This is a genomic window from Arthrobacter sp. BK1 (assembly GCF_056680055.1).
Genome location: NZ_CM155263.1, coordinates 644,266 through 669,036 on the forward strand (window position 1 = coordinate 644,266; position 24,771 = coordinate 669,036).

General features: G+C 65.0%; 26 protein-coding genes. 5 read left to right on the forward strand and 21 right to left on the reverse strand.

What is annotated here, in order from left to right; all coding sequences use genetic code 11:
• Positions 1–26 precede the first annotated feature (26 nt).
• A complete protein-coding gene (locus AC1MCA_RS02845; RefSeq protein ID WP_479801077.1) occupies positions 27–479 on the reverse strand; it encodes a (deoxy)nucleoside triphosphate pyrophosphohydrolase in 453 nt (150 codons plus the stop codon).
• Between the two features lie 115 nt (positions 480–594).
• Between AC1MCA_RS02845 and AC1MCA_RS02850 the strand changes: the two genes are divergently transcribed.
• Positions 595–1,803, forward strand: a complete 1,209-nt coding sequence (locus AC1MCA_RS02850; protein WP_479801079.1) for an MFS transporter — start codon at positions 595–597, stop codon at positions 1,801–1,803.
• Positions 1,804–1,924: 121 nt separating this feature from the next.
• Here AC1MCA_RS02850 and AC1MCA_RS02855 read toward each other — a convergent pair whose 3' ends face one another.
• Positions 1,925–2,896: a cation diffusion facilitator family transporter gene (locus AC1MCA_RS02855; protein WP_479801081.1), complete on the reverse strand. Its 972-nt coding sequence runs from the start codon at positions 2,894–2,896 to the stop codon at positions 1,925–1,927.
• 221 nt (positions 2,897–3,117) lie between these two features.
• On the opposite strand from AC1MCA_RS02855, the gene AC1MCA_RS02860 reads away from it, so the two are divergent.
• Positions 3,118–3,393 carry a GlsB/YeaQ/YmgE family stress response membrane protein gene (locus AC1MCA_RS02860; RefSeq protein ID WP_108599180.1) on the forward strand — a complete coding sequence of 92 codons (276 nt, stop codon included), beginning with the start codon at positions 3,118–3,120 and terminating at the stop codon, positions 3,391–3,393.
• Positions 3,394–3,469: 76 nt separating this feature from the next.
• Here AC1MCA_RS02860 and AC1MCA_RS02865 read toward each other — a convergent pair whose 3' ends face one another.
• The 4 genes from AC1MCA_RS02865 to infC all read right to left on the reverse strand — a co-directional run bounded on the left by AC1MCA_RS02865 (position 3,470) and on the right by infC (position 6,444).
• A complete protein-coding gene (locus AC1MCA_RS02865) occupies positions 3,470–4,393 on the reverse strand; it encodes a TrmH family RNA methyltransferase (protein ID WP_479801083.1) in 924 nt (307 codons plus the stop codon).
• A gap of 50 nt (positions 4,394–4,443) precedes the next feature.
• Positions 4,444–4,899 (reverse strand): 50S ribosomal protein L20, encoded by a 456-nt coding sequence (gene rplT, locus AC1MCA_RS02870; protein WP_108599178.1) that lies wholly within the window; start codon positions 4,897–4,899, stop codon positions 4,444–4,446.
• 119 nt (positions 4,900–5,018) lie between these two features.
• Complete coding sequence (rpmI, locus tag AC1MCA_RS02875) at positions 5,019–5,213, reverse strand: 50S ribosomal protein L35 (protein ID WP_009358635.1); 195 nt, start codon at positions 5,211–5,213, stop codon at positions 5,019–5,021.
• A gap of 115 nt (positions 5,214–5,328) precedes the next feature.
• The gene (gene infC / locus AC1MCA_RS02880; protein ID WP_479801085.1) at positions 5,329–6,444 is read right to left on the reverse strand and encodes a translation initiation factor IF-3; all 1,116 of its coding nucleotides are present in this window, start codon (positions 6,442–6,444) and stop codon (positions 5,329–5,331) included.
• Between the two features lie 387 nt (positions 6,445–6,831).
• Here infC and AC1MCA_RS02885 point away from each other — a divergent pair, with 387 nt between their 5' ends.
• On the forward strand, positions 6,832–7,218 hold the full coding sequence (locus AC1MCA_RS02885) for a DUF1844 domain-containing protein (protein WP_058929458.1): 387 nt from the start codon (positions 6,832–6,834) through the stop codon (positions 7,216–7,218).
• Positions 7,219–7,327: 109 nt separating this feature from the next.
• Here the strand turns inward: AC1MCA_RS02885 and AC1MCA_RS02890 are convergent, their stop codons facing one another.
• From AC1MCA_RS02890 to AC1MCA_RS02925, 8 genes are all read right to left on the reverse strand, one after another.
• Positions 7,328–8,632, reverse strand: coding sequence for an MFS transporter (locus AC1MCA_RS02890; RefSeq protein ID WP_479801087.1), 1,305 nt, complete (start codon positions 8,630–8,632; stop codon positions 7,328–7,330).
• Between the two features lie 54 nt (positions 8,633–8,686).
• Positions 8,687–9,580, reverse strand: coding sequence for an SseB family protein (locus tag AC1MCA_RS02895; RefSeq protein ID WP_479801089.1), 894 nt, complete (start codon positions 9,578–9,580; stop codon positions 8,687–8,689).
• 8 nt (positions 9,581–9,588) lie between these two features.
• Positions 9,589–10,335: a bifunctional 1-(5-phosphoribosyl)-5-((5-phosphoribosylamino)methylideneamino)imidazole-4-carboxamide isomerase/phosphoribosylanthranilate isomerase PriA gene (gene priA, locus AC1MCA_RS02900; RefSeq protein WP_479801091.1), complete on the reverse strand. Its 747-nt coding sequence runs from the start codon at positions 10,333–10,335 to the stop codon at positions 9,589–9,591.
• 102 nt (positions 10,336–10,437) lie between these two features.
• Complete coding sequence (locus AC1MCA_RS02905; protein WP_479801093.1) at positions 10,438–10,596, reverse strand: hypothetical protein; 159 nt, start codon at positions 10,594–10,596, stop codon at positions 10,438–10,440.
• Positions 10,597–11,361 carry an imidazole glycerol phosphate synthase subunit HisH gene (gene hisH / locus AC1MCA_RS02910; protein WP_479801095.1) on the reverse strand — a complete coding sequence of 255 codons (765 nt, stop codon included), beginning with the start codon at positions 11,359–11,361 and terminating at the stop codon, positions 10,597–10,599. It lies immediately after the preceding gene.
• Positions 11,358–11,981 (reverse strand): imidazoleglycerol-phosphate dehydratase HisB, encoded by a 624-nt coding sequence (gene hisB, locus AC1MCA_RS02915; RefSeq protein ID WP_108600641.1) that lies wholly within the window; start codon positions 11,979–11,981, stop codon positions 11,358–11,360. Before hisB ends, hisH begins: the two co-directional genes overlap by 4 nt.
• Before the next feature lie 62 nt (positions 11,982–12,043).
• A complete protein-coding gene (locus AC1MCA_RS02920) occupies positions 12,044–13,162 on the reverse strand; it encodes a histidinol-phosphate transaminase (protein WP_479801097.1) in 1,119 nt (372 codons plus the stop codon).
• A gap of 87 nt (positions 13,163–13,249) precedes the next feature.
• The gene (locus AC1MCA_RS02925; RefSeq protein WP_479801099.1) at positions 13,250–13,651 is read right to left on the reverse strand and encodes a LysM peptidoglycan-binding domain-containing protein; all 402 of its coding nucleotides are present in this window, start codon (positions 13,649–13,651) and stop codon (positions 13,250–13,252) included.
• A gap of 309 nt (positions 13,652–13,960) precedes the next feature.
• On the opposite strand from AC1MCA_RS02925, the gene lexA reads away from it, so the two are divergent.
• Positions 13,961–14,707 (forward strand): transcriptional repressor LexA, encoded by a 747-nt coding sequence (gene lexA / locus AC1MCA_RS02930; RefSeq protein WP_108600128.1) that lies wholly within the window; start codon positions 13,961–13,963, stop codon positions 14,705–14,707.
• A 140-nt stretch (positions 14,708–14,847) separates the two neighbouring features.
• On the opposite strand, the gene AC1MCA_RS02935 is transcribed toward lexA, so the two are convergent.
• Both AC1MCA_RS02935 and hflX read right to left on the reverse strand, forming a co-directional pair.
• Positions 14,848–16,905: an ATP-dependent DNA helicase gene (locus AC1MCA_RS02935; protein ID WP_479801101.1), complete on the reverse strand. Its 2,058-nt coding sequence runs from the start codon at positions 16,903–16,905 to the stop codon at positions 14,848–14,850.
• Positions 16,898–18,460: a GTPase HflX gene (hflX, locus tag AC1MCA_RS02940; RefSeq protein ID WP_479801103.1), complete on the reverse strand. Its 1,563-nt coding sequence runs from the start codon at positions 18,458–18,460 to the stop codon at positions 16,898–16,900. Before hflX ends, AC1MCA_RS02935 begins: the two co-directional genes overlap by 8 nt.
• Positions 18,461–18,898: 438 nt before the next feature.
• On the opposite strand from hflX, the gene AC1MCA_RS02945 reads away from it, so the two are divergent.
• Complete coding sequence (locus tag AC1MCA_RS02945; protein WP_479801104.1) at positions 18,899–19,513, forward strand: class I SAM-dependent methyltransferase; 615 nt, start codon at positions 18,899–18,901, stop codon at positions 19,511–19,513.
• Here AC1MCA_RS02945 and dapF read toward each other — a convergent pair.
• The 5 genes from dapF to recA form a co-directional block, all read right to left on the reverse strand.
• The gene (dapF, locus tag AC1MCA_RS02950; protein ID WP_479801106.1) at positions 19,494–20,438 is read right to left on the reverse strand and encodes a diaminopimelate epimerase; all 945 of its coding nucleotides are present in this window, start codon (positions 20,436–20,438) and stop codon (positions 19,494–19,496) included. The genes AC1MCA_RS02945 and dapF overlap by 20 nt on opposite strands.
• 53 nt (positions 20,439–20,491) lie before the next feature.
• Entirely contained in the window at positions 20,492–21,388 is an 897-nt protein-coding gene (gene miaA / locus AC1MCA_RS02955) for a tRNA (adenosine(37)-N6)-dimethylallyltransferase MiaA (protein WP_479801107.1), read from the reverse strand.
• A 3-nt stretch (positions 21,389–21,391) separates the two neighbouring features.
• Entirely contained in the window at positions 21,392–22,942 is a 1,551-nt protein-coding gene (gene miaB / locus AC1MCA_RS02960) for a tRNA (N6-isopentenyl adenosine(37)-C2)-methylthiotransferase MiaB (protein WP_479801108.1), read from the reverse strand.
• 65 nt (positions 22,943–23,007) lie between these two features.
• Complete coding sequence (locus AC1MCA_RS02965; RefSeq protein ID WP_479803262.1) at positions 23,008–23,658, reverse strand: regulatory protein RecX; 651 nt, start codon at positions 23,656–23,658, stop codon at positions 23,008–23,010.
• 16 nt (positions 23,659–23,674) lie between these two features.
• Positions 23,675–24,730 (reverse strand): recombinase RecA, encoded by a 1,056-nt coding sequence (gene recA, locus AC1MCA_RS02970; protein WP_108598485.1) that lies wholly within the window; start codon positions 24,728–24,730, stop codon positions 23,675–23,677.
• Between the last annotated feature and the right edge of the window lie 41 nt (positions 24,731–24,771).

A 24,771-nucleotide genomic window follows, 5' to 3' on the forward strand; every position in this document is an offset into this window, starting at 1 on the left:
GCCGTGCTCTTCCTGCGCTTGCCGGCTCAAGGTGTCCGGGACGTCAGTGCCTCAGGGCTGATGGAGCGGAGCAGGGCCTGGACGATCGGGTAATCGGCGGGGATCCACGGAAGGCCCAGCACGCCGGCATGGTCCGCCAGCCCTACCCACCGTAATTCGTCGTGGTCCTCAAGGGGGTGCGGTTCGCCGTCAGTGATCTCGGCCAGCCAGACCCGCATGGTGGCACGGGCGTTCAGTGGCCACCCTGCCTCTGTTTCGCCCGGCAGCTCGGATCCGAGCCGGACTCCGATCCCGAGCTCTTCCCGGAGCTCCCGGTGGAGTGCGGCCTCAGGGGCTTCGCCGGGCTCAATCTTTCCACCCGGAAATTCCCACATCCCGGCGAACTGTTCGGGAGCACTGCGCCGGGCCACCAGCATTCGGGCGGGCTCCGTCAGGGAATCCACCACGGCGCCGCCAACTACCTGTATCAGTCCAGTCACTTCATCATTCTATGGCGGAGGGGCTGCCGGCGCAGGGAGGGCGGTCCGGTGCCCACACGGCCATAAGGGACAATTTCATGGAGAGACATTCCGGAATCCTTTGAAAAGCAGGCACATGAGCAGCATCGTCCAGACTCCCACTATTCCCCAGAAGGGCACTCCCAGGATCGCGGCCGCCATTTTCGCGCTGGCGATGGGCGGCGTCGGGATCGGGGTCACGGAGTTCACCATGATGGGTCTGCTCCGGGAGGTCGAACAGGGGCTGAACATCAGCACTCCCGAAGCCGGACACCTTATCTCCGCGTACGCACTGGGCGTGGTGGTGGGTGCGCCGCTTCTTGCCGCCGTAGGGGCCCGGCTCCCGCGGAAGCACCTCGCGCTGGGGCTGATGCTCTTCTTCACGCTGGCGAACCTGCTGTCTTACATCGCCCCGGATTACGGGATGATGCTCGTTTCCCGGTTCGCGGCCGGCCTGCCGCATGGAGCCTTCTTCGGTGTTGCGGCGGTGATTGCAGCGTCGCTCGTTCCCGCAAACCGGCGCGGCTGGGCCATTTCGATGGTGATGGCCGGCCTGTCGGTCTCAAACGTCGTCGGCGTTCCAGCTGCCACCTGGGTAGGCCAGACCTTTGGCTGGCGGCTGCTTTTCCTGCTCGTGGGCGCCATCGGCCTGCTCACGCTTTTCCTGCTCTGGAGGTATGTCCCCTTCCAGCCCGCCCACCCGGACGCGAGCATCCGCCGCGAACTCGGTGCCCTTAAGCGTCTTCAGGTCTGGCTGGCCATCCTGATCGGCATCGTGGGCTTTGGCGGCTTCTTCGCCACGTACACCTACATTGCGCACACCATGACCCTGGTGGCAGGCATCCCCGCCTGGTTGCTTCCCGTTGTGGTGGCGCTGTATGGACTCGGCATGGTGGCCGGCACCGTGGTGGGCGGCAGGCTGGCTGACAAGTCCGTGATGGGGACGTTGTATTGGGTACTGCCTGGAATCGCTGTTGCCCTCGTTGTCTACGCTATCGCCGCGCACTGGCCGTGGTCCGCGTTGGTGATGGTCTTTGTGGTGGGGGCCTCCGGCTCCCTGCTGATCCCGGCCCTCCAGACCCGCCTGCTGGACGCCTCACCGGACGCCCCGTCCCTTGCCTCTTCGCTGAACCATGCTGCACTGAACGTGGCCAACGCGTTGGGTGCCTTCCTCGGCGGTCTGGTGATCGCCTGGGGTTGGGGCTTCGTGGCACCCGCGCTTGTTGGTGCGGTGCTGGCCATCCTGGGCCTGGCCGTGGCAGTCATCAGCGGCCTCCTCGAACGCAAAAAGCCGCTGGCCACCTGATCCCGGACCACGTGGCCAGGAGCTTCACAACCGCAGCGTAGGGCTGCCCTGCCCGCATGGGCGGTCATCCTGCATGCGTCAGCGTCTTGACCAGGGCCAATCAGGGAAGCACCAGGGCTCATCAGGGAAGGACGTCCTGGGGCCCCGCATCCGCCTGACGCTGCCCGCTGTCCTGCTTTTCGTGCCGGTGCAGATCGGGTTCGAGATAGATCACCTGGGCCATCGGAACCGCCGTCCGGATCCTGACCTCCGCTTCGTCGATGGCTGCAGCAATATCGCGGCCGGTGTCGGCAGCGCCCACGGAAATTTTGGCTGCCACGAGCAACTCTTCCGGTCCGAGGTGGAGGGTCTTCAGATGGATGATGCGGTTTGTTCCGCCTGCCTCGATAGCCTCGCTGATCCGGGCCACGTCGTTGCGGGTGGCTGATTCCCCCAGCAGCAGGGATTTGGTTTCGATAGCCAGCACGATGGCGATCGCCACGAGCAGGAAGCCGATCATTGCAGTACCCAAAGCGTCCCAGATCCCGTTGCCGGTGATCAGCGTCATCCCCACACCGATCAGCGCGAACATCAGGCCCAGAAGTGCTCCGAGGTCCTCCAACAGAATGACCGGCAGTTCGGGCTGCTTGGCCGTGCGCACGAAACTGACCCAGCCCTGCTTCCCACGAACGTGATTGGATTCGATGATTGCCGTCCGGAAGGAGAAGGACTCGGCCGCAATGGCCCCCATCAAAACAGCCAGGGGAACCCACCAGAAGTCGCCCTCGATCGCGTGGGGATGCTGAATCTTCTCCCAGGCCTCATACAGCGCAAACAGTCCGCCAACGCTGAAAAGCACTATCGAGACGATGAATGCATAGATGTAGCGTTCGCGCCCGTACCCGAAGGGGTGCTCCGCGCTTGCCTCCTTGCGGGCCCTCTTGCCGCCGATCAACAGCAGCAACTGGTTCCCCGAGTCGGCAATGGAATGGATGGCTTCTGCGAGCATCGACGAGGAAGCCGTCAGGAAAAAGGCAACGAACTTGAGGGCGGCGATCGTCAGGTTTGCTGCGAGAGCCGCCACGATCGCATTGGTACCGCCATTTGCAGCCACGGAGGCTCTCCTCTTCAGAGTTGGAAGAACTGGCGTGCAGGGTTTGGAAAACCTGCAGAAACCATTGCCGGGCCGGTGAAGGCTTCGCTCATGAACACCGTACCTTTCAGGCTCGAAGAACACGGGTCGGCCAGGCCCAAAGCCTGCTGACAACCAAGTCGCCTTATGTTAGCTTGAACACAATCGGGACAAATACTCCCGACGAATAATAAGGAGGAGACATGGGTTTTCTTGCTTGGATTATTCTCGGCCTCATTGTCGGGGCCATCGTTAAAGCCGTAATGCCCGGCAGGGTGGGCGGCGGATGGGTTACCAGCCTCGTCCTTGGCGTCGTTGGTGCTATCGTCGGCGGCTGGATTGGCAGCCTCCTGTTTGGCAGGGGCGTCGAGTCCTTCTTCGACCTCGGTACATGGCTTCTGGCGATCGTAGGTGGCCTGCTCGTTGTTGGCATCTATGGCGCCGTCACGGGACGCGGCAAGACCACACGCGCACCCTGATTCCCGGCATCTCACCTATTCATACAGCAAGGGCCCCGGAGATTTATCCGGGGCCCTGCCTTTTAATGGTGATGTCCTAACCAGTGGTTATCTGGCTGCCGGCATGGGTTTCGTTCTGGGCCCTGGCGCTGGCGTAGAGGCACACCGTCGCCGCTGTCCCGAGGTTGAGGCTCTCGGCGGCTCCGTAGACGGGCACTGCCACCCGGTGGTCAGCGAGGGCCAGTTCTTCCTCCGAGAGCCCCTGGGCTTCGTTTCCGAACAGCCAAACGGTGGGTCGCTCCAGCCCATACACCGACTCGACGGCTGGGCCTGCCGTCCTGCGGGCGGCGTTTTCGTCCTGAAGGGTGTCCAGGTTGAGGTCCCCGTAGCCGTCAGCGGCCAGCACCCCGATGCCCCGGGCGCGGCAGGCTGCGGCCACTTCCGCAGCGTCTGCGCCGAGGACCACCGGAAGGTGGAAGATGGATCCCGCGGTGGAACGGACCGCTTTGGGGTTGTAAATGTCCACGCTGGAACCTGTCAGCACCACGGCGTCGGCCCCGGCGGCATCGGCAGCCCGCAGCACAGTACCGGCGTTTCCGGGGTCCCTGACCTGGCACAGAACGGCAATCAGGCGAGGTCCGCCGTCGAGCACTTCTTCAATGCCGACATCCAGGAAACGGCAAACAGCCAAGATGCCCTGCGGGGTGACCGTATCCGCCATCGCGGCGAGTACTTCATCGGTGGCGATATAGGCAGGGGTTCCCTCCGCCAGCTCTTCGAATTCGGGGTACCGGTCCAGGCAGGACTCGCTCGCGTAGACCTCTTCGACAATCCCCTGCTCCCCCGCCGCCAGCCGCTTCCGGTGGAGCGTCAGCGCTTCGCGCACAGCCTGGGGCCCCTCAGCCAGGAACTGCTCCCGCTTTAAACGGGCCGGGCGCCCTGCAAGCTGTGCCACCTTCCTCACCCGATCAGCTCGGGGGTTGGAGAGTGAATCATCTTGCGGGCGCCCGGTTTCGTTCATACAAGAACCTTAGTGGCTGGAGCCACCAGAGCTTGAACGACGAACAGGAACTACTTGGCAGCCACTTCAGCGGCCGGCTTTGCAGCCTTCGCCTTGGGTGCCTTGGCAGCCTTGGGAGCCGCAGCCTGGACGGCCGGAGCGGACGTGTCAGCAGGCAGGGAGTCCTTGGCAATCTTGACCAGGGCGGCGAATGCGTTGGCATCCGAGACAGCCAGCTCAGCGAGCATACGGCGGTCAACCTCGACCTCAGCGGCCTTCAGGCCCTGGATCAGGCGGTTGTACGTCAGGCCGTTGGCGCGGGATGCAGCGTTGATACGCTGGATCCACAGGCGGCGGAAGTCGCCCTTCTTCTTTTTGCGGTCGCCGTAGCTGTACACAAACGAGTGCAGCAGCTGCTCTTTGGCCTTGCGGTACAGGCGTGAACGCTGTCCACGGTAGCCCTTTGCGCGTTCAAGGATAACCCGGCGCTTCTTGTGGGCGTTGACCGCCCTCTTCACACGTGCCACGTGCGTACTCCTTCGAAAATCTGATCCCAAGCATCTACTGCCGGAAAGGACCGGCTGGCCTGAGAAGCCTTTTTGGTAGTTGACTGCTGCCAGGTGGCATCAGTCAGAGAACTTGGAACTTAGATGCCGAGCATCTTCCGGATGACCTTTGCGTCACCCTTGAAGACGATCTTGTCGCCGGCGAGGCGACGAGTCAGCCTGGAGGACTTGTGCTCGAGGTAGTGGCGGCGGTTGGCCTGCTGGCGGCGCAGCTTGCCGCTGCCGGTCAGCTTGAAGCGCTTCTTAGCACCACTGTGGGTCTTCATCTTCGGCATGGGAACCGATCTCCTTACGTGTCCACAGACATAGTCTGCAGTTCTTCGAGCAGCCACCCCTGCAGGCGGCGTGCTGGTTGCGTACTGCGGGAGGACAACCTCCAACAGTTTTGAACTAGGTGGTCTTCTTGCCGGCGGGTTTCGGCGCTGCCTTAGGGGCAGGCCTTGCAGCAGGCTTCGGCGCTGCCGGCCGGGCTACCGGCTTGGGCATCGGGACCGGAGGCCTCGGAGCGGCCGGAGCCGGAGCAGCTGCCGGCGCGGCAGCTTCCGCAGGCTTCGCAGCTTCGGCAGGCTTCGCCGCCACAGGTGCCTTGGCAGCGGCTGCCGGGGCAGCCTTCGGAGCCTCACGCCGGGGAGCGGCAGCCTTGGGAGCTGCCTTAGGCGCGGCCTGCTTCGGGGCTGCCTGCTTCGGAGCCGCCTCAGCGACGGCTTCCTTCACTGGTGCCTCCGTGGCGGAAGCCTCGGGGGAAGCCGCAACGGGCGCCTCAGCCTTTGCCGGCGCTTCCTCGGTTACCGGAGCCTGCGTTTCTTCAGACTCTTCAGCAACAGTCCCGGCAGCTTCAGACTCAGTGTCCTGCGCTTCCGTTTCCGGCTCGGTGGTGATGGCGAAACCTTCGGGCAGAAGGTCGGCCAGCGACTGCGTGAACGGTGCCTGGTCGTCGCCGGAGACGTCGACCCGCCCGCCGCCTGTTGCCTTGGCTTCGTTCTGGGCCTTGGCCTCTGCACGCTGCGTAGCACGGCGTGCTTCAGCTTTGGCTTCAGCCTTGTTCTTGAGCGGGCCCACCACCATGACCATGTTGCGGCCATCGATACGCGGGCTGGACTCAACAACGCCCACTTCGGCGACGTCGTCGGCGAAGCGCTGAAGCAGGCGGATGCCCATCTCAGGACGCTGCTGCTCACGGCCACGGAACTGGATCATGGCCTTGACCTTGTCACCGGCGCCGAGGAAGCGCAGTGCATGGCCGCGCTTGGTCTCGTAATCGTGGGTGTCGATCTTCAGGCGGAAGCGGATTTCCTTCAGAACAGTGTTGGTCTGGTTCTTCCGGGCTTCACGTGCCTTGACAGCGGCCTCGTACTTGTACTTGCCGAAGTCCATCAGCTTGCACACCGGAGGCTTGGCCTGCGGTGCAACTTCAACGAGATCAAGATCGGACTCGGCAGCCAAACGCAGGGCATCATCAATACGGACGATTCCTACCTGTTCACCTGCAGGGCCGACCAGCCGCACCTCGGGGACGCGGATACGCTCATTGATTCTTGGCTCGCTAATGTTAAAGCTCCTGTGATTGATGTGGTATTCCACCGGCAAATAGAGAAGGCCCCCAATTGCCGGAGCAATCGAAGGCCTCGAAGATCGGATGCACGCTCCTCCAAGAGGGCTGTGCGCACAACCTGCGGCGCAATGCCTCAGGAAATGCCCGACCAGGTACCCGGCAACCTTGCTTCCCAGGAAATTTCTTCCGGCGGGAAAACGGCTGACGCGGGTGGGAGAGAACTCCGCTTGCAAACTGCATGCCATTCTACAGAAAGAATCCCGCTCAGCGCAGCTTGGCGCCGGTGGGACCTTACACAGCAAAATAACGACATCCAGTCGGTCTGTGACAAGCTTACCAGTATGAGCACTCCAGACAGTAATTCACACGTTTTCGAGGCCCCTGATGCCAAGGCTGACGTGACCCAGCAAATCCGCGACATCTCGGAGGTGCCGGCCATCGAGGTCATCACCACGGCCGCCGTCCACCTCATGAGCGCCGCCGCCGTGAAACTGGGCCTTGCCGCCGAGGACAACGCCGAGGAACTCAAGGACCTGGACGAGGCACGTAAACTCATTACGGCCCTGGCCGGCCTGGTGACCTCAGCGGCACCCGAAATCGGCTCCCAGCACGCCGGCCCGTTGCGCGATGGCCTGCGGTCTCTTCAGCTCGCCTTCCGCGAAGAGTCCATCATTCCGGACGCCCCGGGCAAGGGCCCCGGCGAGAAATACACCGGCGCCGTCAACTAGGCGCGCACTGCCCCGAGGCAAAGGGGGCCGGCACAAAGAAGTACGACGACGGCGGCGGACGGACCACACGGTCCGTCCGCCGCCGTCGTGCTTGAGGTCCTTGTGGATGTCAGACAGCCGCGCGGCGGCGTCGCACCGCCTGGAGCAGCAGGCCCACCAGGCACAGTGCAACTCCGCCCACACCCACGGAGATGAATCCGCCGGCAGGACCCACGCCGTCGATGAAGACCCCGGCCAGCGGGGCACCCAGGGCCACGCCGCCGGTCAGGGCGGAGCCGTACCAGCCCATCGCCTCGCCACGACGGTCCTCGGGCACGAGTTCGGCGACCTTCTCGGAAGCCGCTGACAGCACGGGCGCGCACAGGAGTCCCGGGAGCACCGACAGGGCTGCCAGGGTCCAGGTGTCCTGGGCGAACCCCATGGGGATGGTCAGTGCGGCCATTCCCAGCAGCAGGACGATGGGCGACACCGGCCGGTGCATGGCTCCATACACCAGGCCGCCCACGACCGATGCGGCACACCAGAACAGGAAAACAATTCCTATTTCGCCTTGGTGGCCACCAATTTCCAGCGCCGCAACAATGCCCACGTCCGAGCCACTCAGGACCATTCCCGCCCCTGCTGCCACTGCAAAAACGGCGGCCACTGTCGCTGTAAACCAGGTGAAGCTTCCCGAGACTCTGCCCCGCAGGCCCGGGCGCCTGGCCGGGCCCTGTGGCGTGCCGGCGGGAACAAGATCGGCCGCGGCCTCCTGGAGGTGGGCAGGGGCGGCTGAGACCACGGCCATTTCGGCTGCATGGCGCTGGTCCGACGCGCCCTCGGCCGAGGGGACCGCGCTCCGGGTGGGCGGGTTGAACCACATGAGGAACAGCCCCGCCAAGGAAGTGGACACCCCCACCACGGTGAGCCCCGCGACAGTGAAGCCGCTCGTGGCAACCACGGCTCCGGCCGCCGGACCGATCATGAAGACCACTTCGGTGGTGATGGCATCGAGGGCGAACGCCGTACGCCGCTGGTTGCCGTCGGCAAGGACGCCCAAGGACTGCCTCACCACGCTGAAGATCGGCAGGGTCAGCAGGCCACCGACGAACACCAGTGGCAGCAGCCACTCGTAGGACACGTGCGGCACAACGGACCAGATGATGGTTTCGGAGACCACCGACGGGATCAGCGCCCTGCGCAGGCCCACTGTGTCCACTCGCCGGCCGCGCCAAGGGGCTCCCACGGCGATGCCGATGGTCATCACCGCCGCTGCAGCGCCGGCAGCGGCATAACCCTTGTCCAGGGTGAGGACGATGTGCAGGGTGAGTAGAACGCCGGCCGCCGAATGGGGGATGCGGGCGATCATGCCCACAATAAGCAGGCGCCGGATGCGCTGAACGGCCAGCAGCTCCCGGTAAAGGGCGAAGTTCACAAGAATCCTTTGGGTCTGCTGACGGCAGCCCGGGATCTCCGTGCCGACGGTCAGCTAGTGCGACGCGCGCCGCAACTTGATCTCCAGGGAGTCAACGCGCTCTCCAAACAATACATTCCGGGACCACTCCTGCTGGAGACCGGAAACCAGCTCCTGGACTGCCGGGGCATCGAGTCCGTCGGCGAGGTAGAGCACCACTTGAAGTTCAGGTCCTGCCCCTCCCCCTGCAAGCTGCGCCCCTGTGCCGGTGACGGCAGCGATCCCGGAGCCCGGGCGCAGGGAGATGCTGCGGACCGCAGGGAAACCTGCAGCTGCCGCGGTCATTTCCGCGGCCAATGCGGGATCAGCGTAGGAGGGGACCCACTGCTGTTGCTGGGCCAGCGCCCAGAGTGCGGGCCGGCGGACCACCAGGGTGACGTCCGAGCCGGGATCAAGCACCATCAGTTCCGCCTGTTCCGACACTGCAGAGAGGGCGGCCCTGGCAGCATAAACCGCCACCGGGCGGGCGTCAGGGTGCCAGGAAGCCAGGGCCTGGGCCGAGGTGAAGGCCGGCATGGCGGTCCTGCCGTCGGCCGCCTTCAACATCACCAGGGCCATGTCCGCCTGCTTGTCGGCCGTGAGGCCGTCCACGCCGGCAGCCTCAGCACCGAGCTGGGCGATGATCGGAATGAAGACACGGCTGGTTGCCAGCGAAGCCACCACTGCCGCTTCGTCGCCGCTGCCTTGGACCAGGGCCGCAACGGCCGCGAGGTATCCGGCATCGGCGGTGCCGTCGTCGTTCTCGAAATTGTGGATCTTCGAATCGTCTCCGGCGAGGCTGCGGCCCTCCCACGGCCGGCCGGCCGAATCAGTGGGGCCGCCCGCGCCCGCCAGCGCGGCGGCGATATGGCCGGGAAGGTGGCGCGCCGGCGTGTCTCCCGCGGCCGCCTGGCTGGGGGTGGTGTCCACGGGGCCGGCTAGCGGCGTCCGGCGACGTCAAGCGCTTCGGGCAGCGTGAATGCACCTGCGTACAGGGCCTTGCCCACGATGGCGCCCTCCACGCCCAGCGGGACGAGGGACCGGAGCACCTTAAGGTCATCCAGGCTGGAGATGCCGCCTGAAGCCACCACCGGCTTGCCGGTCTTTTCCACCATCCGGCGCAGCAGCTCGACGTTAGGCCCCTGAAGGGTTCCGTCCTTGGTGACGTCCGTGACCACGTAGCGGGCGCAGCCGGCTTCTTCAAGCCGCCCCAGGACCTCCCAGAGGTCGCCACCTTCCTTGGTCCAGCCCCGGCCGGCCAGGGTAGTCCCGCGGACGTCGAGCCCGACGGCGATTTTGTCGCCGAAGCGTTCGATGGCCCGCCGGGTCCACTCCGGGTTTTCCAGCGCTGCGGTGCCGAGGTTGACCCGGGCCACGCCCAGATCCAGTGCCGCCTCCAGCGATTCGTCGTCCCGGAGCCCACCGGACAGCTCCACCTTGATGTCCAGCCGGCCCACTACTTCGCGGAGCAGGTCTGCGTTGGAGCCGCGGCCGAAGGCAGCGTCAAGGTCCACCAGGTGGACCCATTCCGCGCCTTGCTCCTGCCAGTTGAGGGCAGCGTCGAGCGGGGTCCCATAGCTGGTTTCGCTGCCGGCTTCCCCCTGGACCAGCCTTACGGCCTGGCCATTGACGACGTCGACGGCGGGCAGCAGTTCGAGAACCGGCAGATCGGTTGCGGTGGTCATCTCAAATCCTCTTCGGTGTGGTGTTACTGGAAAGAGCTTGGCTGGTTGGTGCCTTGGTGTGTTCCTGGCCGCTCCGGGCAGGCGGGCGTCAGCCAGGCGGCGTCAGGCGCCGGGAAGTGTCAGCAGGTACGCGGCCAGCAACGACATTCCGGCCAGGACGTAGAAGCTGATCTGGGTCCACAGCGGTTTGTGCTGCTGCCGGAAGGACAGCGCGCCGCCTACCAGGAGGCCGGCGAGGCCCATGAGGATAATCGACCACATTCAGGAGTCGCCATCCGCGGGTGCTTTTTCCGTAGGTGCCGTTTCCGTGGGCCCCTTCTTGCGGAGGCCATCCACCCAGTTCCGCAGCAGGCGGGCACCGGCGTCCCCGGATTTTTCGGGGTGGAACTGGGTGGCGCAGAGCGGCCCGTTCTCCACCGCGGCGATGAAACGGGCACCATGCTCTGACCAGGTCACCTGCGGCGCGGTCATCCTTGGCTGGATAACGTCGAAGTCCCATTCCTGGACGCCGTAGGAATGTACGAAGTAGAAGCGTTCCTGCTCCACGCCGGCGAACAGCTTGGACCCCTGCGGGACGTCCACGGTGTTCCAGCCCATGTGCGGCACAACGTCGGCGGGAAGCAGTTCCACCTTGCCGGGCCACTCCCCCATTCCCTCAGCTTCGGTCCCGTGTTCCACGCCGGCCTCAAACAGCACCTGCAGGCCGACGCAGATCGCCAGGACGGGGCGGCCTCCGGCCACGCGCCTGCCGATCAGGCGGATGCCGTCCACTGCCTTGAGCTCGCGCATGACGGTCTCGAAGGCTCCCACGCCGGGAACTACGAGCCCGTCAGCGTTCAGGACGTCCTCGGGTTTGGAACTGAGGAGAACCTCGGCGCCGGCCCGCTCCAGCGCACGCACGGCTGAACGGACGTTGCCGGATCCGTAGTCAAGCACCGTGACAGTGGGCTTACCTTCAGGCGAAACGGGCTTCTTACCGGCAGCAGGATCGATCACGGCGCCGTCCCGGAGGATCTGGCCACTCACAGGGCACCCTTGGTGGACGGAATTCCCTCCACGCGCGGATCAGGCTCGACGGCGGCGCGCAGGGCGCGCGCGAAAGCCTTGAACTGGGCCTCGACGATGTGGTGGGGATCCCGCCCGGCAATGACGTTCATGTGCAGGCAGATGCCGGCGTGCAAGGTGATGGCCTCGAAGACGTGGCGGGTGAGTGACCCTGTGAAGTGGCCGCCGATCAGGTGGTATTCCTGCCCGGCGGGCTCGCCCCCGTGGACCAGGTATGGGCGGCCGGAGACATCAACCACGGCGTGGGCCAGTGCCTCGTCCAGGGGAACTGTGGCTTCCCCGAACCTGCGGATCCCGGCTTTGTTGCCCAGGGCTGTGCGCAGGACTTCACCGAACGTGATGGCGACGTCCTCCACGGTGTGGTGGACGTCGATGTGGATGTCACCGGTGGCCTTGACCGTCATGTCGATGAGCGAGTGCTTGCACAGCGCCGTCAACATGTGGTCGTAGAACGGGACAGACGTGTCGATGTCTGAGACACCCGTGCCGTCAAGGTTGATCTCCACGAGCACTGACGATTCACTGGTAGCGCGTTCCATGCGCGCGGTCCGATCGGCAGCGTTCGATCCGGTGGAAGTCATGGTCATATGTCCTTTTTGGCGAAGTCAGTGGTGCGGCACCGTAAGGCGCCGGTACTCCAAGTTTAGGCGGGCAGCCCGGCCTGGGTGGCCAGGATGGCTTCCAGCGAGGTCAGGAAGGCTGTGGTCTCAGTCTCAGTTCCCGCTGTGACCCGCAGATGGCCGGGGATCCCGACGTCCCGGACCAGTACGCCTGCGTCCAGGAGCTGCTGCCAGACCTCGTGCGGATTCTCCAGGCCGCCGAAGAATACATAGTTCGAATCCGAGGCGGCCGGCTTGAGGCCCATCCGGGTCAGTTCCGTCACGATTCGGTCCCGCTGTTCTTTGATGTCCTGGACATCGGCCATCAGGGCAACCCGGTGACGGAGCGCTGCGAGGCCGGTCGCCTGGGTGATGGCCGAGAGGTGGTACGGCAGCCGGACCAGGCGGAGGGCATCCGTCACTTCGGGAGCCGCGGCCATGTAGCCAAGCCGCGCACCTGCAAGGGCAAAGGCCTTGCTCATGGTGCGGGAAACAATGAGCCGCTCCCTGCCAGGCAGCAGCGTCAGGGCACTGGGCGTACCGTCGTGGGCGAACTCGTGGTAGGCCTCGTCCACGATCACGATGGTCTGGCTGGCTTCGCCCGCTTCATAGACGGCCTCGACAACGTCCAGGCCCAGACCGGTGCCGGTGGGGTTGTTCGGCGAGCACAGGAAAACGATGTTCGGCTGCAGTTCCTTGACCTGCAGCGCTGCGGATTCTGCACTCAGCCCGTAGTCCCCTGACCGCTGCCCGGTGATGTATCCGGTGTCGGTGCCGCTGGCGAGGAGGGGGTACATGGAATACGTGGGCGGGAATCCCAGGGCCGTGCGGCCCGGACCGCCGAAAGCCTGGAGGATCTGCTGGAGGACCTCATTGGAACCGTTGGCAGCCCAGATGTTGGTGGCGTCCAGGCCATGGCCGAGGTACTCGGCCAGTGCTTCGCGGAGTTCGGTGAACTCCCGGTCCGGGTAGCGGTTGAGTCCTGCCGCAGCCTCTGTCACCGCTGCGCTGATGGCGGCCCGTACGTCGGCCGGCACACCATGGGTGTTCTCGTTGACGTTCAGCAGGATGGGAACATCGAGTTGCGGGGCACCGTACGGTGTCAGTCCGCGGAGATTGGTCCGGAGGGGAAGTCGATTCAGACGCGCTAGCTGGTCATTCACCTGAACAGTTTAGTTCCGGCGGTGACCGCCGAAAAATGTGACGGACCGGCGGGGGCCGGTCCAAGGCAAACCGGGCCGCGCCGAGGCCTACTTGGTGGGAACGAACAGTTGCTGCCCGGGCACAACTCCGCCTGCAGAGAGGTTGTTCAGCTGGACTATATCCGCGATGACATCGCGGGGATCGCGTTCGGGCGCCGCCGAACCGGCAATGGCCCACAGAGACTGGCCCGACTGAACCGTGACGGAGACCGTCGGAGTGAGCGTGAGGTCTGCAGCGGAATCGGCCGCCTTGGCGGGGGCATTCAGGAAACCTGCCAGGGAAAGCAGGATGGCGGCCAGGATGACCAGCGGGATGCCAAAGAGGACGATCCGGCCGCGGCGGGTCAGGCGGAGCGGCGGCAATGACTTGCTGCTCTCCTGCCCGGCAGTGATGTGCTGGACCGAAACGAACTGCGGACGGGAGTCGTGTGAAGCAGATGTAGCTGACATGAAATGAGCCCTCCTGGACCATACTGTGCTGCCCGGTGTGTTCTGCGCTTCCGCCTGCGGTGTCCGGCTTGAGCCGAATGGACCCGGTTTCGAATCCCGCATCAGCGAATAGAACACATGTTCGAACTTTGCCTTCTTAGTTTTAGCACTTATCAACGAACATTGTCGAGACTCGCTAGAACAAATGTTTGAAAAAGCCCTGTGGCTGGCCTACGTTTGGATCAAAGAACAACCACCTCAGTAGTTGATCAGGAGGGTCTGACAATTACTCCGGACAAGCACCCGGGCAACCGAAAGGCAATGGCGAACATGGCAGCACCAGCCGCCGAGGGCAAGGCGAACCCGCAGGGCCGCCAGCCCCAACGGACCCCGAAAGGGCTCACCGCGCGCCAGAAGAAGATCCTCGAAACCATCCAGCGTTCCGTCAACGACAACGGCTATCCCCCATCCATGCGGGAAATCGGCGACACCGTAGGACTGGCTAGTCTCTCGAGCGTCACGCACCAGCTCTCACAGCTGGAGAAGCTGGGGTATCTTCGCCGGGACCCGAAGCGTCCGCGCGCCATGGAAGTTCTGATGCCCCTCACCCTGGACGGCGGGTCCACCAAGCCCAGCGGCTCAGGAAAGCCCGCGGTAATGCACGGAATCGGGGGAACCGTCACGGAACTTCCCACCGCGATGGACACGGCAATGGTGCCGCTGGTGGGCCGGATTGCAGCCGGCGGACCGATCCTTGCCGATCAGGTGGTGGAAGATGTTATGCCCCTGCCACGCCAGCTCGTGGGGCAGGGTGAACTGTTTATGCTGCGCGTGGCCGGCGACTCCATGGTGGACGCCGCCATCTGCGACGGCGACTGGGTGGTTGTCCGCAGGCAGGCCGACGCCGTCAATGGCGATATTGTGGCCGCACTCCTGGATGACGAAGCCACCGTGAAGACTTTCCGGCAGCGGGACGGCCACACCTGGCTTCTGCCCCAGAACACCCAGTACGAGCCCATCCTTGGGGACCACGCCACCATTATGGGCAAGGTCGTCTCGGTCCTGCGCTCACTCTAAAACCGTTCGGGTAAAAGCAACGCGGGGTCATTTAACGTCCCTCGGAAGGACTCCGAGGGACGTTAAATGACCCCGCGTTGTTGGTGGTCAGGAAAGGCACGCTCGCTCCCCCGGACCGGATCCGGTCCGGATCCTGCGGATCAAGAGCCGTCTTTCGCCAGCCTTTCCAGGGCCGCGAATGCGGTTTTGCGGTCTGTGGTGGGCCAGAACGGCGGAAGTGCGGCGCGAAGGAATCCGGCGTACCGCTCAGTGGCAAGCCGCGAATCCAGGACCGCCACCACACCTTTGTCGCCGGTTGAACGGATCAGCCGGCCCGCCCCCTGTGCCAGCCGGATGGCCGCATGGGTGGCCGAAACCGCCATGAACCCGTTACCGCCGGCCTGTGCCACGGCACGGGAGCGTGCTGTCATCAGGGGATCGTCCGGCCTTGGGAACGGAATGCGGTCAATCACCACCAGGCGGCACGATCCGCCCGGAACGTCGACGCCCTGCCACAGGGACATGGTCCCGAAGAGGCAGGTGTCAGGCTCATCAGCGAACTGCTTTACCAGGGCCGTCATGGTGGAGTCGCCCTGGCAGAGGATGCTGAGCCCCAGCCGTGGACGCATCGCCTCGGCTGCTTCCTCGGCGGCACGGCGGGATGAAAACAGGCACAGTGCACCGCCCCCTGACGCACGGATCAGCGCTTCGAGTTCGTCGAGGGCTTCCGGTGAGGCCCCCCGACCGGGTTTGGGCAGGTGCCCGGCTACATACAGGATTCCCTGCTTGGGGTAGTCAAAGGGCGAACCGACATCGATGCCGGTCCAGCTTGGCGCCCCCTCCCCTACCAGCCCGAGCCCGCCGGCGGCCGGTTCGAAGGCCGATCCGATAGCCAGGGTGGCCGAGGTCAGCACCACGGTGTGGCCGGCGAAGAGCCCTTCGCGGAGCTTCCCGGCGACGCTGAGGGGCGCAATGTTGATCAGTACCGGCGCGGTGTCATCCGGCTGCCCGTAGCCCTGCTGTGGATCGAAAGTGCTGGCGCGCGAGAACCAGACCACTTCGCGGTTTTCCTTGGCGACAATCAGCCGTTCGCAGAGTTCAAGGATGAGCATCAGCCGCGAACGGGCAAGCTGCCGCCCGCCGTCGGCCGTTTGCCCACCCTCACCCTTGGAATCGGAAAGCGCGGCCCGGCACGCTTCGCGCAACTGGTCCACGCAGTCCAGCTGTTCGTCGTTGAGGCTGTTCGGGAGCAGCCCGTTGGGCACCCCGGCCAGGGCAAGTTCGAGGTTGGCGGCGGCCGCGTTGAGGGCGTCCACCGTGATGGCCGTGTGCTTACGTGCCCCTGAAGCGGCAGCGTGAACCATCGCCACGGAGAGCTGCCCGGAGACCGCGCCGGTGACCCGGTCCTGGAGTTCGTGGGCCTCGTCCACCACCACGACGTCGTATTCGGGAAGCACGGCAAGGCCTTCAAAGGCGCTGACGGCGAGCATGGCATGGTTGGTGACCACGACGTCGGCTTCGGCAGCGTCGTGGCGTGCCAGTTCGCTGAAGCATTCCTCCGCCATCGGGCACTTCTGCGCGCCGAGACACTCCATCGAGGTCACGGAGACCTGCCGCCACGCACGGTCCGTGACGCCGGGAAGCAGTTCGTCGCGGTCCCCGGTACTTGTCTTTTCGGCCCACTCGCGAAGGCGGACCACTTCCTTCCCCAACTGGGACGACGGCCCGCCCAGCGCGGCGGCGAAATGCGGGACGCTGGTGTCCTCGCCCAGGGAGAAAAGCTGGCCCTCGGCGGGTTCCTCGGAGGGGAACCCGCCTTCGAGCTTATGCCTGCACACGTAGTTGGAACGGCCCTTGACCAGCGCAACCTTGACCGGGCGCTCCAGGGCCGGAGTGATGCTTTTGAGCAGCCGGGGAAGGTCGCGGCCCACAATCTGGGTCTGCAGGGCAAGGGTGGCGGTGGAAACGAGCGTGGGCTTGTGGCTGACCAGCGAGTGCGCAATCAGCGGGATGAGGTAAGCCAGCGACTTCCCGGTGCCCGTTCCTGCCTGGACGAGAAGGTGGTCGCCGGTTTCAATGGCCTTCGCCACCTGCCGGGCCATCTCGTGCTGCCCGCTTCTGCTTTGACCGCCCATGCCGGCGACGGCGCGGTCGAGCAGTTCGATGACAAACTGCTCGCCGGCCGTGCCCTTGATTTCCCCCGCGACAACCTCAGTCATGGTTGATGAAGGATTCCAGTTCAGCCGCCAGGCCCTCACGGACCATCACCACTGCACGCGTACCGTCCTCGCCGTGATCCAGGGTCAGGATTTCAGCATCCGTCTCGTGCAGTTTGCTGATCAGATCACCCCGGTTGTACGGGATGAGGAGCTCAAGCTTGACGCTGGGCCGCGGAATGCTGTCACTGATGGCCCGCAGCAGCTCTGCGATTCCCTGGCCGGTGCGGGCGGAGACCACCACATGGCGGGGTTCGCGCTGCTTCAGGCGTTCCACCACAAACGGATCCGCGGCGTCGGCTTTGTTCAGCACAATGATCTCGGGCACCTTGCGGGCGTCCACTTCACTGAAGACCTTGCGGACAGCCGCAATCTGGCCTTCCGGATCCGGGTGGGAAACGTCCACGACGTGCAGGATGAGATCGGCGTCAGCCACTTCCTCCAGGGTTGACCGGAACGCCTCCACCAACTGGGTGGGCAGGGAACGGACGAATCCAACGGTGTCAGCCAGGGTGTAGCCCAGGCCGTCCGAGGTCTCAGCCTTGCGCACCGTCGGATCCAGCGTGGCGAAGAGCGCGTTCTCCACCAGCACGCCGGCGTCAGTCAGCCTGTTCAGCAGCGATGACTTTCCGGCGTTGGTGTACCCGGCGATGGCAACCGAAGGCACGGAATTACGACGGCGGTTGGCCCGCTTTGTTTCGCGGGCCGGCTTCATCGCGGCGATCTCGCGCCGGAGCTTGGCCATCCGTGTGCGGATGCGCCGGCGGTCCAGCTCAATCTTCGTTTCACCGGGGCCGCGCGAACCCATACCAGCGCCGGCCCCGCCCACCTGGCCACCGGCCTGGCGGGACATCGATTCGCCCCAGCCGCGCAGGCGCGGAAGGAGGTATTCGAGCTGGGCCAGTTCCACCTGGGCCTTGCCCTCGCGGCTCTTGGCGTGCTGGGCGAAGATGTCCAGGATCAAGGCCGTACGGTCAATGACCTTGACCTTGACGATGTCCTCGAGGCCACGCCGTTGGGAAGGTGCCAGTTCGGCATCCACCACCACCGTATCGGCTCCGGTGGCCATCACGATTTCCTTGAGTTCAAGCGCTTTGCCCGAACCCAGGAAGGTGCCCGGGTCCGGCTTGGCCCGGCGCTGGACCAGACCGTCCAGAACCTCGGAACCGGCCGTCTCGGCAAGGGCAGCGAGCTCACGCAGTGAGTTCTCTGCGTCCGCCAAGGTGCCCTCGGACCACAAGCCGGCAAGGACCACACGCTCGAGCCGCAGCTGCCGGTATTCGACTTCGGTGACGTCTTCAAGCTCGGTGGACAGGCCTGCCACGCGCCGCAATGCCCGGCGTTCCTCGAGGTCCTGTTGGTCGCCGTCGTACGTTGTGTGCTCGTCATCCAGGCGGGAGATGGCCTGGGCCCTGCCGAACACGGCCTTGTCGCCGTCAGTGGCGGCATTCCTGGCCGGGACGTCCTTGGCAAGTATCCGGTCGATCACAGCTTGGATTTCCTCGGGACTCATGTCCTGGGCTGCTGGATCGGAACCGGTATTGGGCTGGCTGGTCATGGTCTCCTTTGAAGATTCGGCATTTTCAGAATAGTGCTGATTGTTGTTCAGTGGTGAAGTATTCGCGCTGGGCTGACGGCTTGCGGTCATCCGGGCCTCCTGGGCTGCCGCGCGGGCCGGTCGATCCGATGCCGCGCGCAAAGTGAATTCGCATCCTGGGGATGCCTTAAGTGTCGAAAGGGGGCGCAGGCAGCAGGGTTAAGTGAGCGGCGGCGAAGCTGATCACTCGAGTACTGCCGGTCGGAAGGACACGGCCGGATGCCTGTCCTGTGGCGCCCGTGCGGAAGGTTGACAACCTGCATCGCTGCGGGGCACGGCTGCCGGACGGGCTGGCGCCCGTACGGGACTACTCGAAGATCAGGAACATGGGTCTTAGATTAGCAGAACAGGCGGCCGCAGTTTCGCGTTGTCCGCCGCGGCCCACTAATCTGGCCAGTTATGGAGTCCGCACACTATTTCAGCGCATCGCCCGCCGGGCCGTTCACCCGCAAGCCACTCACTGTGGAACTGGCCGGGGAACCGCGTAGGCTGCAGACCTCCGCCGGAATCTTCAGCCCTGATGGCATTGACAAGGGAACTGCCGTGCTCCTGGCGGAGGCCCCGGCTCCCTCGCCCACCGGCAACCTCCTGGACATCGGGTGCGGCTGGGGTCCTATCGCGCTCACGCTGGCCCTCCGGGCGCCCCACGCGAAGGTCTACGCCGTGGACGTGAACGAACGCTGCATCACGCTCACCAACGAAAACGCTGCCCTGCTCGGACTGGGCAACGTGGTGGCCAGCACCCCGGACCAGGTGGACCCTGAACTGCGCTTCGACACCATCTGGTCCAACCCGCCCATCCGGATCGGCAAGGACGAACTCCACGGCCTGCTGAAGCTGTGGCTGCCCCGCCTCGCGCCGGGCGGTTCGGCCTGGCTGGTGGTCCAGAAAAACCTGGGCTCCGATTCGCTTCAGCGCTGGCTTACGGCCGAACTGGACGCATCGTTCACCGTGACCCGGGAGTCCACGTCGAAGTCCTTCCGGATCCTCCGCGTCAGGAAAGCGTCCCGCTAGCCACAATCACCGCGGGTCCGCTGAGCTCGACGTGCTCGTGGCCGGCGGCCCCGGCAAAGAATTTAACGCCGACGACGCCGCCGGGTACCCTGACCTGCCAACTGTCCGGCGCTTCCGCTCCAGCCCAGTGCCTGGTCGCCACCGCCGCTGCGCAGGCCCCGGTCCCGCAGGACTGGGTTTCGCCCACGCCACGCTCATGGACCCGCATGGTCACGGTGCCGACCCCGTCGTGGACCAGGGGCTCTGAGGGCACAACGAACTCGACGTTGGTGCCTTTCGCCGGCACGGGATCAACGTGGGGGGCCTCAAACAGCCTGGTTGCCGCCAGTTCGGACAGTTCCGCCAGGGCCACAACGGTGTGGGGATTACCCATGCTCACAGACAGCGCGGGACGGGGAACTTCCAGGCCTTCCGCTGTAACCAGGGAATCCATGGCTTTGGCGCTGGCTTCCCCGGGGAAAATGAACTCCCAGGGCCCCATGTCCACCGCGTAATTGTCCCCCGTCCGGACCACGGTCTTGACCCCGCCGCGGGTGCCGATGGTGAGTGCTGCGCCGTCGGGGAGGTCTACAAGGCCTTCTGCGCGGAGAAAGTGCACGAAAACGCGAACCCCGTTGCCGCACATTTCCGAGAGGGAGCCGTCGCCATTGCGGTAGTCCATGAACCACTCCGCCTCGGGGTTGGTTCCGAGCAGTTCCCGCCCTTCGGACAGATACCGGGACGGGACGGCGCGGATCAGGCCATCTCCGCCGATGCCGCGATGCCGGTCGCAGAGCGCGGAAACCTGGTCAGCGTCGATGGTGTGGACGCCCTCCGGGTCAGCGATGAGCACGAAGTCGTTGCCCGTGCCGTGACCCTTGGAGAAGCGGAGTCCGCCCAAGGTGCGGAAGGCGGATTCTGCGGTCTCTCCGGAAGTTGCGTGCATGCTCCTAGGTTACCGGCCAGCAGAGGATCAGTTGAAACGGCCGACGGCGGCGCTCACCGCGCGAGTTTGGCCGCCTGGGCGGCGAGGTCCGGAGCATCCCAGTCCAGCCAGGTGATCCGCGGATCTGCCCGGAACCACGTCAGCTGCCGCCTGGCGAACTGCCTGGTTGCCACGACAGTGTCCTCTACCGCCTCGTCGACCGTAAATCCGCCGTCGATGACTTTGAGGAACTGCGCATAGCCCAGTGCCCGCGGGGCGGTTTTGCCGCTGCGGAGTCCTGCCCCGTCAAGGCGGCGCACCTCGTCCAGCAGGCCCCGCTGCAGCATGGCTTCCACCCGCAGGGCCAGCCGCTCGCGGAGTACGGCCCGGTCCACTGCCAGGCCGATCTGGATGGCGGGCCTGAAGTACTCGCGGCGGGGCATAAAGGAGCTGAAGGGCCGTCCGGTGAGCCGGTGCACTTCCAGCGCCCGGACGATCCGGCGCGCATCTGCCACCCGGCCCGCGGACACCGGGTCCACCTCACGGAGCCGCGCCAGAAGGGCTTCCTGGCCGGTTTCCTCAAGTTCGGCCTCCAACTGCCTCCGCAGTTCCGGGTCCGTTCCGGGGAATTCCAGGATGTCGAGCGCTGCCCTCACATACAAACCTGAACCGCCCGCCAGGATGGCCCGCTTCCCGCGGGCGTGGACATCCCTGATGATGTCCCGGGCCTGCTGCTGGAAGTCGGAAACGCTGGCCTCCTGGGTGACATCCAGGGTGTCCAGCAGGTGGTGCGGCACGCCTCTGCGTTCCGGCACGGTGATTTTGGCGGTGCCGATGTCCATGCCGCGGTAGAACTGCATGGCATCGGCGTTGATGACCTCACCACCCAGTTCGAGTGCCAGGCTGACGGCGAGGTCCGACTTGCCTGACCCCGTGGGACCGACGACAGCGATGACCGGAGGCTGCGCCAACGGTCAGCGGCTCCGGACCGGCAGCGAGGGCATGCCCAGCGAGACACCGGTCCGGCCGGCTCCGGAGCCTCCTGCACCGGGAGCGGGCGCGCCGCACGAATCGGCCTGCGACCTGTCCCAGGCATCGCCGGCGCGGGAGCGCCGGAGGCTGTAGTCGTTCAGTTCGGGGTCTGCGACGAGGTGGAAGGCTGCGGCTTCGGTGATGGTCACTGTGACAAGATCCCCCGGGCGGGGCGTCCCTGCACCCTCGGGAACAGAGAAATGCACCAGGCGCTGGTCCTGGGTACGGCCGGACAACCGGTGGGTCTCCTCGGCCTTGCGTCCAGAGTGGGCTGTCACCATGACCTCCACGCGGCGGCCGAGCTGTTTCGCGTTTTCTTCCGCTGCGATCCTGTCCTGCAGTGCGGTCAGCCGTTCGAAGCGCTCCTGAACCACAGCTTTGGGCAGCTGGTCCGGCAGATCGGCGGCGGGGGTGCCGGGCCGCTTCGAATACTGGAATGTAAACGCAGTGGCGAACCTGGACTTTTCCACAACGTCCAAAGTGGCCTGGAAGTCTTCCTCGGTCTCGCCCGGGAACCCCACGATGATGTCGGTGGAGATCGCTGCGTGCGGGATCCGCTCCCGGACCTTGTCCAGGATGCCCAGGAACTTGGTGGACCGGTAAGAACGCTTCATGTCCCGGAGGACTTTGTCCGAACCGGACTGCAGTGGCATGTGGAGCTGCGGCATCACATTGGGGGTCTCGGCCATGGCGTCGATGACGTCGTCAGTGAAAGCGGCCGGGTGGGGGCTGGTGAAGCGGACCCGTTCGAGGCCCTCGATGTCCCCGCACGCCCGCAGAAGTTTGGAGAAAGCCTGCCGGTCGCCGAATTCCACCCCGTAGGAGTTGACGTTCTGCCCCAGAAGCGTGACTTCGATGGCACCGTCATCCACCAACGCCTGGATTTCCGCCAGGATATCGCCGGGCCGGCGGTCTTTCTCCTTGCCGCGGAGGGCCGGGACGATGCAGAACGTGCAGGTGTTGTTGCAGCCCACAGAGATGGAAACCCAACCCGAGTAGACCGAATCACGCTTGGTGGGCAGGGTGGAGGGGAAGACGTCGAGGGACTCCAGGATTTCGAGCTGGGCCTCGTTGTTGTGCCGCGCCCGGTCCAGCAATGCGGGCAGTGCGCCCACATTGTGGGTGCCAAAGACAGCATCCACCCAGGGGGCTTTTTTGAGGATGGTCTCGCGGTCCTTCTGTGCCAGGCAACCACCCACGGCGATCTGCATTCCGGGGTTGGCCGCCTTGACCGGAGCCAGCATGCCCAGGTTTCCGTAGAGCTTGTTGTCGGCATTTTCGCGGACCGCGCAGGTGTTGAAAACCACGACGTCGGCCTGCTCACCGTCAGCCGGCACGTAGCCGGCGTCCTCCAGCATGCCTGCCATCCGCTCCGAGTCATGCACGTTCATCTGGCAGCCGAAGGTTCGCACCTGGTAGGTGCGCGGCTGCGGCACAGCAGAATCTGAAGAAGGAACGGTACCGGATGCGGGGGAAGGAATGGTCAAACTCACCTGTTAAGGGTACCGGGTTGGCGGGGGCGCCGCCGATCTGCCGTGGGACAGCAATCACCGCGCGCCTAGCTATCCGCGCTCTGGTCCGATTCCTGCTCGACCTGCGCGTCGATGACCTCGCCAACCACCCTGAATGCCTGCGACGGCTGGTATCCCTTCCGCGCAAGCATGGAGGCCAGGCGCCGGGTGATTTTGTCCCGCTCCGTCCGGTCCGACAGGTCAGTTCCGGACCGGAGTTTCCGTTCCACGAGGCGGCGTGCGGCCTCTTCCTCGTCCTCGTCGGAGAGCTGTTCCAGTGCTGTGGCGGCTGTCTCCGGATCGATGCCCTTATCCGACAGCTCCCGGCGCAGGGCCCCCTTGGCCAGCTTCCGTGACTGGGAGCGGCTACGCACCCACATGTCCGCAAACTCGGCATCGTCAATGAGGCGGACCTCCTGGAACCGGTCCAGGACGGCCTCAGCCACATCCTCGGGAATGTTCCGCTCCGCCAGCTTCCGCGACAGCTGCAGCCGGCTTTTGGCCGAGCTGGTCAGCTGCCGCAGGACAATAGCGCAGGCAACGGAGGCGGGATCCGGTTCCGGGTCCGCAGCGAGTGACGAGTCAGGAGCGGGCCCGTCCGGCCCTGAACCCCGGTGCCCGGCCTGCCCGAAACTCTTGTGCCCGCCGCTTCTGCGGCGTCTGCGTTCCGGCCCCGGCTCCCGCTCCCGCTCCTCCATTGAATCCACAGACCCCTTAGAAGCCGTCAACGGCCTTCAGCTTGGGTGTGTCCTTGGACTCGTCAGCTGCAGGTTTGACCCCGACTCCTAGCTTCTCCTTGATAAGACGCTCAAGTTCCGTTGCGAGCTCGGGGTTGTCGCGCAGGAACCTGCGGGAGTTCTCCATGCCCTGGCCCAGCTGGTCGCCGTCGTAGGTAAACCATGAACCGGACTTTTTGATGATGCCGTGTTCAACGCCCATGTCGATGATGCCGCCCTCACGGGAGATGCCCAGGCCGTAGATGATGTCGAATTCGGCGATCTTGAAGGGCGGGGCCATCTTGTTCTTGACGATCTTGGCCTTGGTGCGGTTACCGACGGAATCCGCGCCTTCCTTCAGCGTCTGGATCCGGCGGACATCGATGCGGATGGACGCGTAGAACTTCAGCGCCTTACCACCGGTGGTGGTCTCCGGGGAGCCGAAGAACACGCCGATCTTTTCACGGAGCTGGTTAATGAAGATGGCGGTGGTCTTGGTCTGGCTCAGGCGGCCGGTGATCTTACGCAGCGCCTGGCTCATCAGGCGGGCCTGAAGACCCACGTGGCTGTCGCCCATGTCGCCTTCGATTTCGGCGCGCGGAACGAGGGCTGCGACGGAGTCGATGACGATGACGTCCAGCGAGCCGGAGCCGATCAGCATGTCCATGATTTCCAGGGCCTGCTCGCCGGTGTCCGGCTGCGAGACCAGGAGTGCGTCAGTGTCCACGCCTAGCTTGGCGGCATACTCCGGGTCCAGGGCGTGCTCGGCGTCAATGAAGGCAGCGATGCCGCCGAGGCGCTGGGCGTTGGCCACGGCGTGGAGCGCAACAGTGGTCTTACCTGAAGATTCCGGGCCGTAGATCTCCACGACACGGCCGCGGGGCAGGCCGCCAATCCCCAAGGCGACGTCCAGTGCGATGGATCCGGTGGGGATTACCTCGATAGGGGCGCGCACCTCGTCACCCAGCCGCATGACGGAGCCCTTGCCGAACTGCTTGTCAATCTGGGCCAGCGCTGCTTCCAACGCTTTTTCACGATCCGGGGCTGCCGCCATGGTTCACACCTCTAATGCTTTCTCGCTTTGGAGTGGCCTGA

Excerpts from the sequence above, each read along its gene's own strand:
- AC1MCA_RS02905 (WP_479801093.1), bottom strand. The coding sequence starts at position 10,596 with ATGTGGTCGATTATCCTCATGGGCCTCGCCGGCCTCCTGGTAGGCGGC.
- hisB (WP_108600641.1), bottom strand. The coding sequence starts at position 11,981 with ATGACTTCCACCGGATCGAACGCTGCCGATCGGACCGCGCGCATGGAA.
- AC1MCA_RS02935 (WP_479801101.1), bottom strand. The coding sequence starts at position 16,905 with ATGACTGAGGTTGTCGCGGGGGAAATCAAGGGCACGGCCGGCGAGCAG.
- AC1MCA_RS02860 (WP_108599180.1), top strand. The coding sequence starts at position 3,118 with ATGGGTTTTCTTGCTTGGATTATTCTCGGCCTCATTGTCGGGGCCATC.
- AC1MCA_RS02945 (WP_479801104.1), top strand. The coding sequence starts at position 18,899 with ATGGAGTCCGCACACTATTTCAGCGCATCGCCCGCCGGGCCGTTCACC.
- priA (WP_479801091.1), bottom strand. The coding sequence starts at position 10,335 with ATGACCACCGCAACCGATCTGCCGGTTCTCGAACTGCTGCCCGCCGTC.
- AC1MCA_RS02865 (WP_479801083.1), bottom strand. The coding sequence starts at position 4,393 with ATGAACGAAACCGGGCGCCCGCAAGATGATTCACTCTCCAACCCCCGA.
- recA (WP_108598485.1), bottom strand. The coding sequence starts at position 24,730 with ATGGCGGCAGCCCCGGATCGTGAAAAAGCGTTGGAAGCAGCGCTGGCC.
- AC1MCA_RS02850 (WP_479801079.1), top strand. The coding sequence starts at position 595 with ATGAGCAGCATCGTCCAGACTCCCACTATTCCCCAGAAGGGCACTCCC.
- AC1MCA_RS02965 (WP_479803262.1), bottom strand. The coding sequence starts at position 23,658 with ATGGAGGAGCGGGAGCGGGAGCCGGGGCCGGAACGCAGACGCCGCAGA.
- hflX (WP_479801103.1), bottom strand. The coding sequence starts at position 18,460 with ATGACCAGCCAGCCCAATACCGGTTCCGATCCAGCAGCCCAGGACATG.
- rpmI (WP_009358635.1), bottom strand. The coding sequence starts at position 5,213 with ATGCCGAAGATGAAGACCCACAGTGGTGCTAAGAAGCGCTTCAAGCTG.
- AC1MCA_RS02925 (WP_479801099.1), bottom strand. The coding sequence starts at position 13,651 with ATGTCAGCTACATCTGCTTCACACGACTCCCGTCCGCAGTTCGTTTCG.
- AC1MCA_RS02885 (WP_058929458.1), top strand. The coding sequence starts at position 6,832 with ATGAGCACTCCAGACAGTAATTCACACGTTTTCGAGGCCCCTGATGCC.
- dapF (WP_479801106.1), bottom strand. The coding sequence starts at position 20,438 with ATGCACGCAACTTCCGGAGAGACCGCAGAATCCGCCTTCCGCACCTTG.
- lexA (WP_108600128.1), top strand. The coding sequence starts at position 13,961 with ATGGCAGCACCAGCCGCCGAGGGCAAGGCGAACCCGCAGGGCCGCCAG.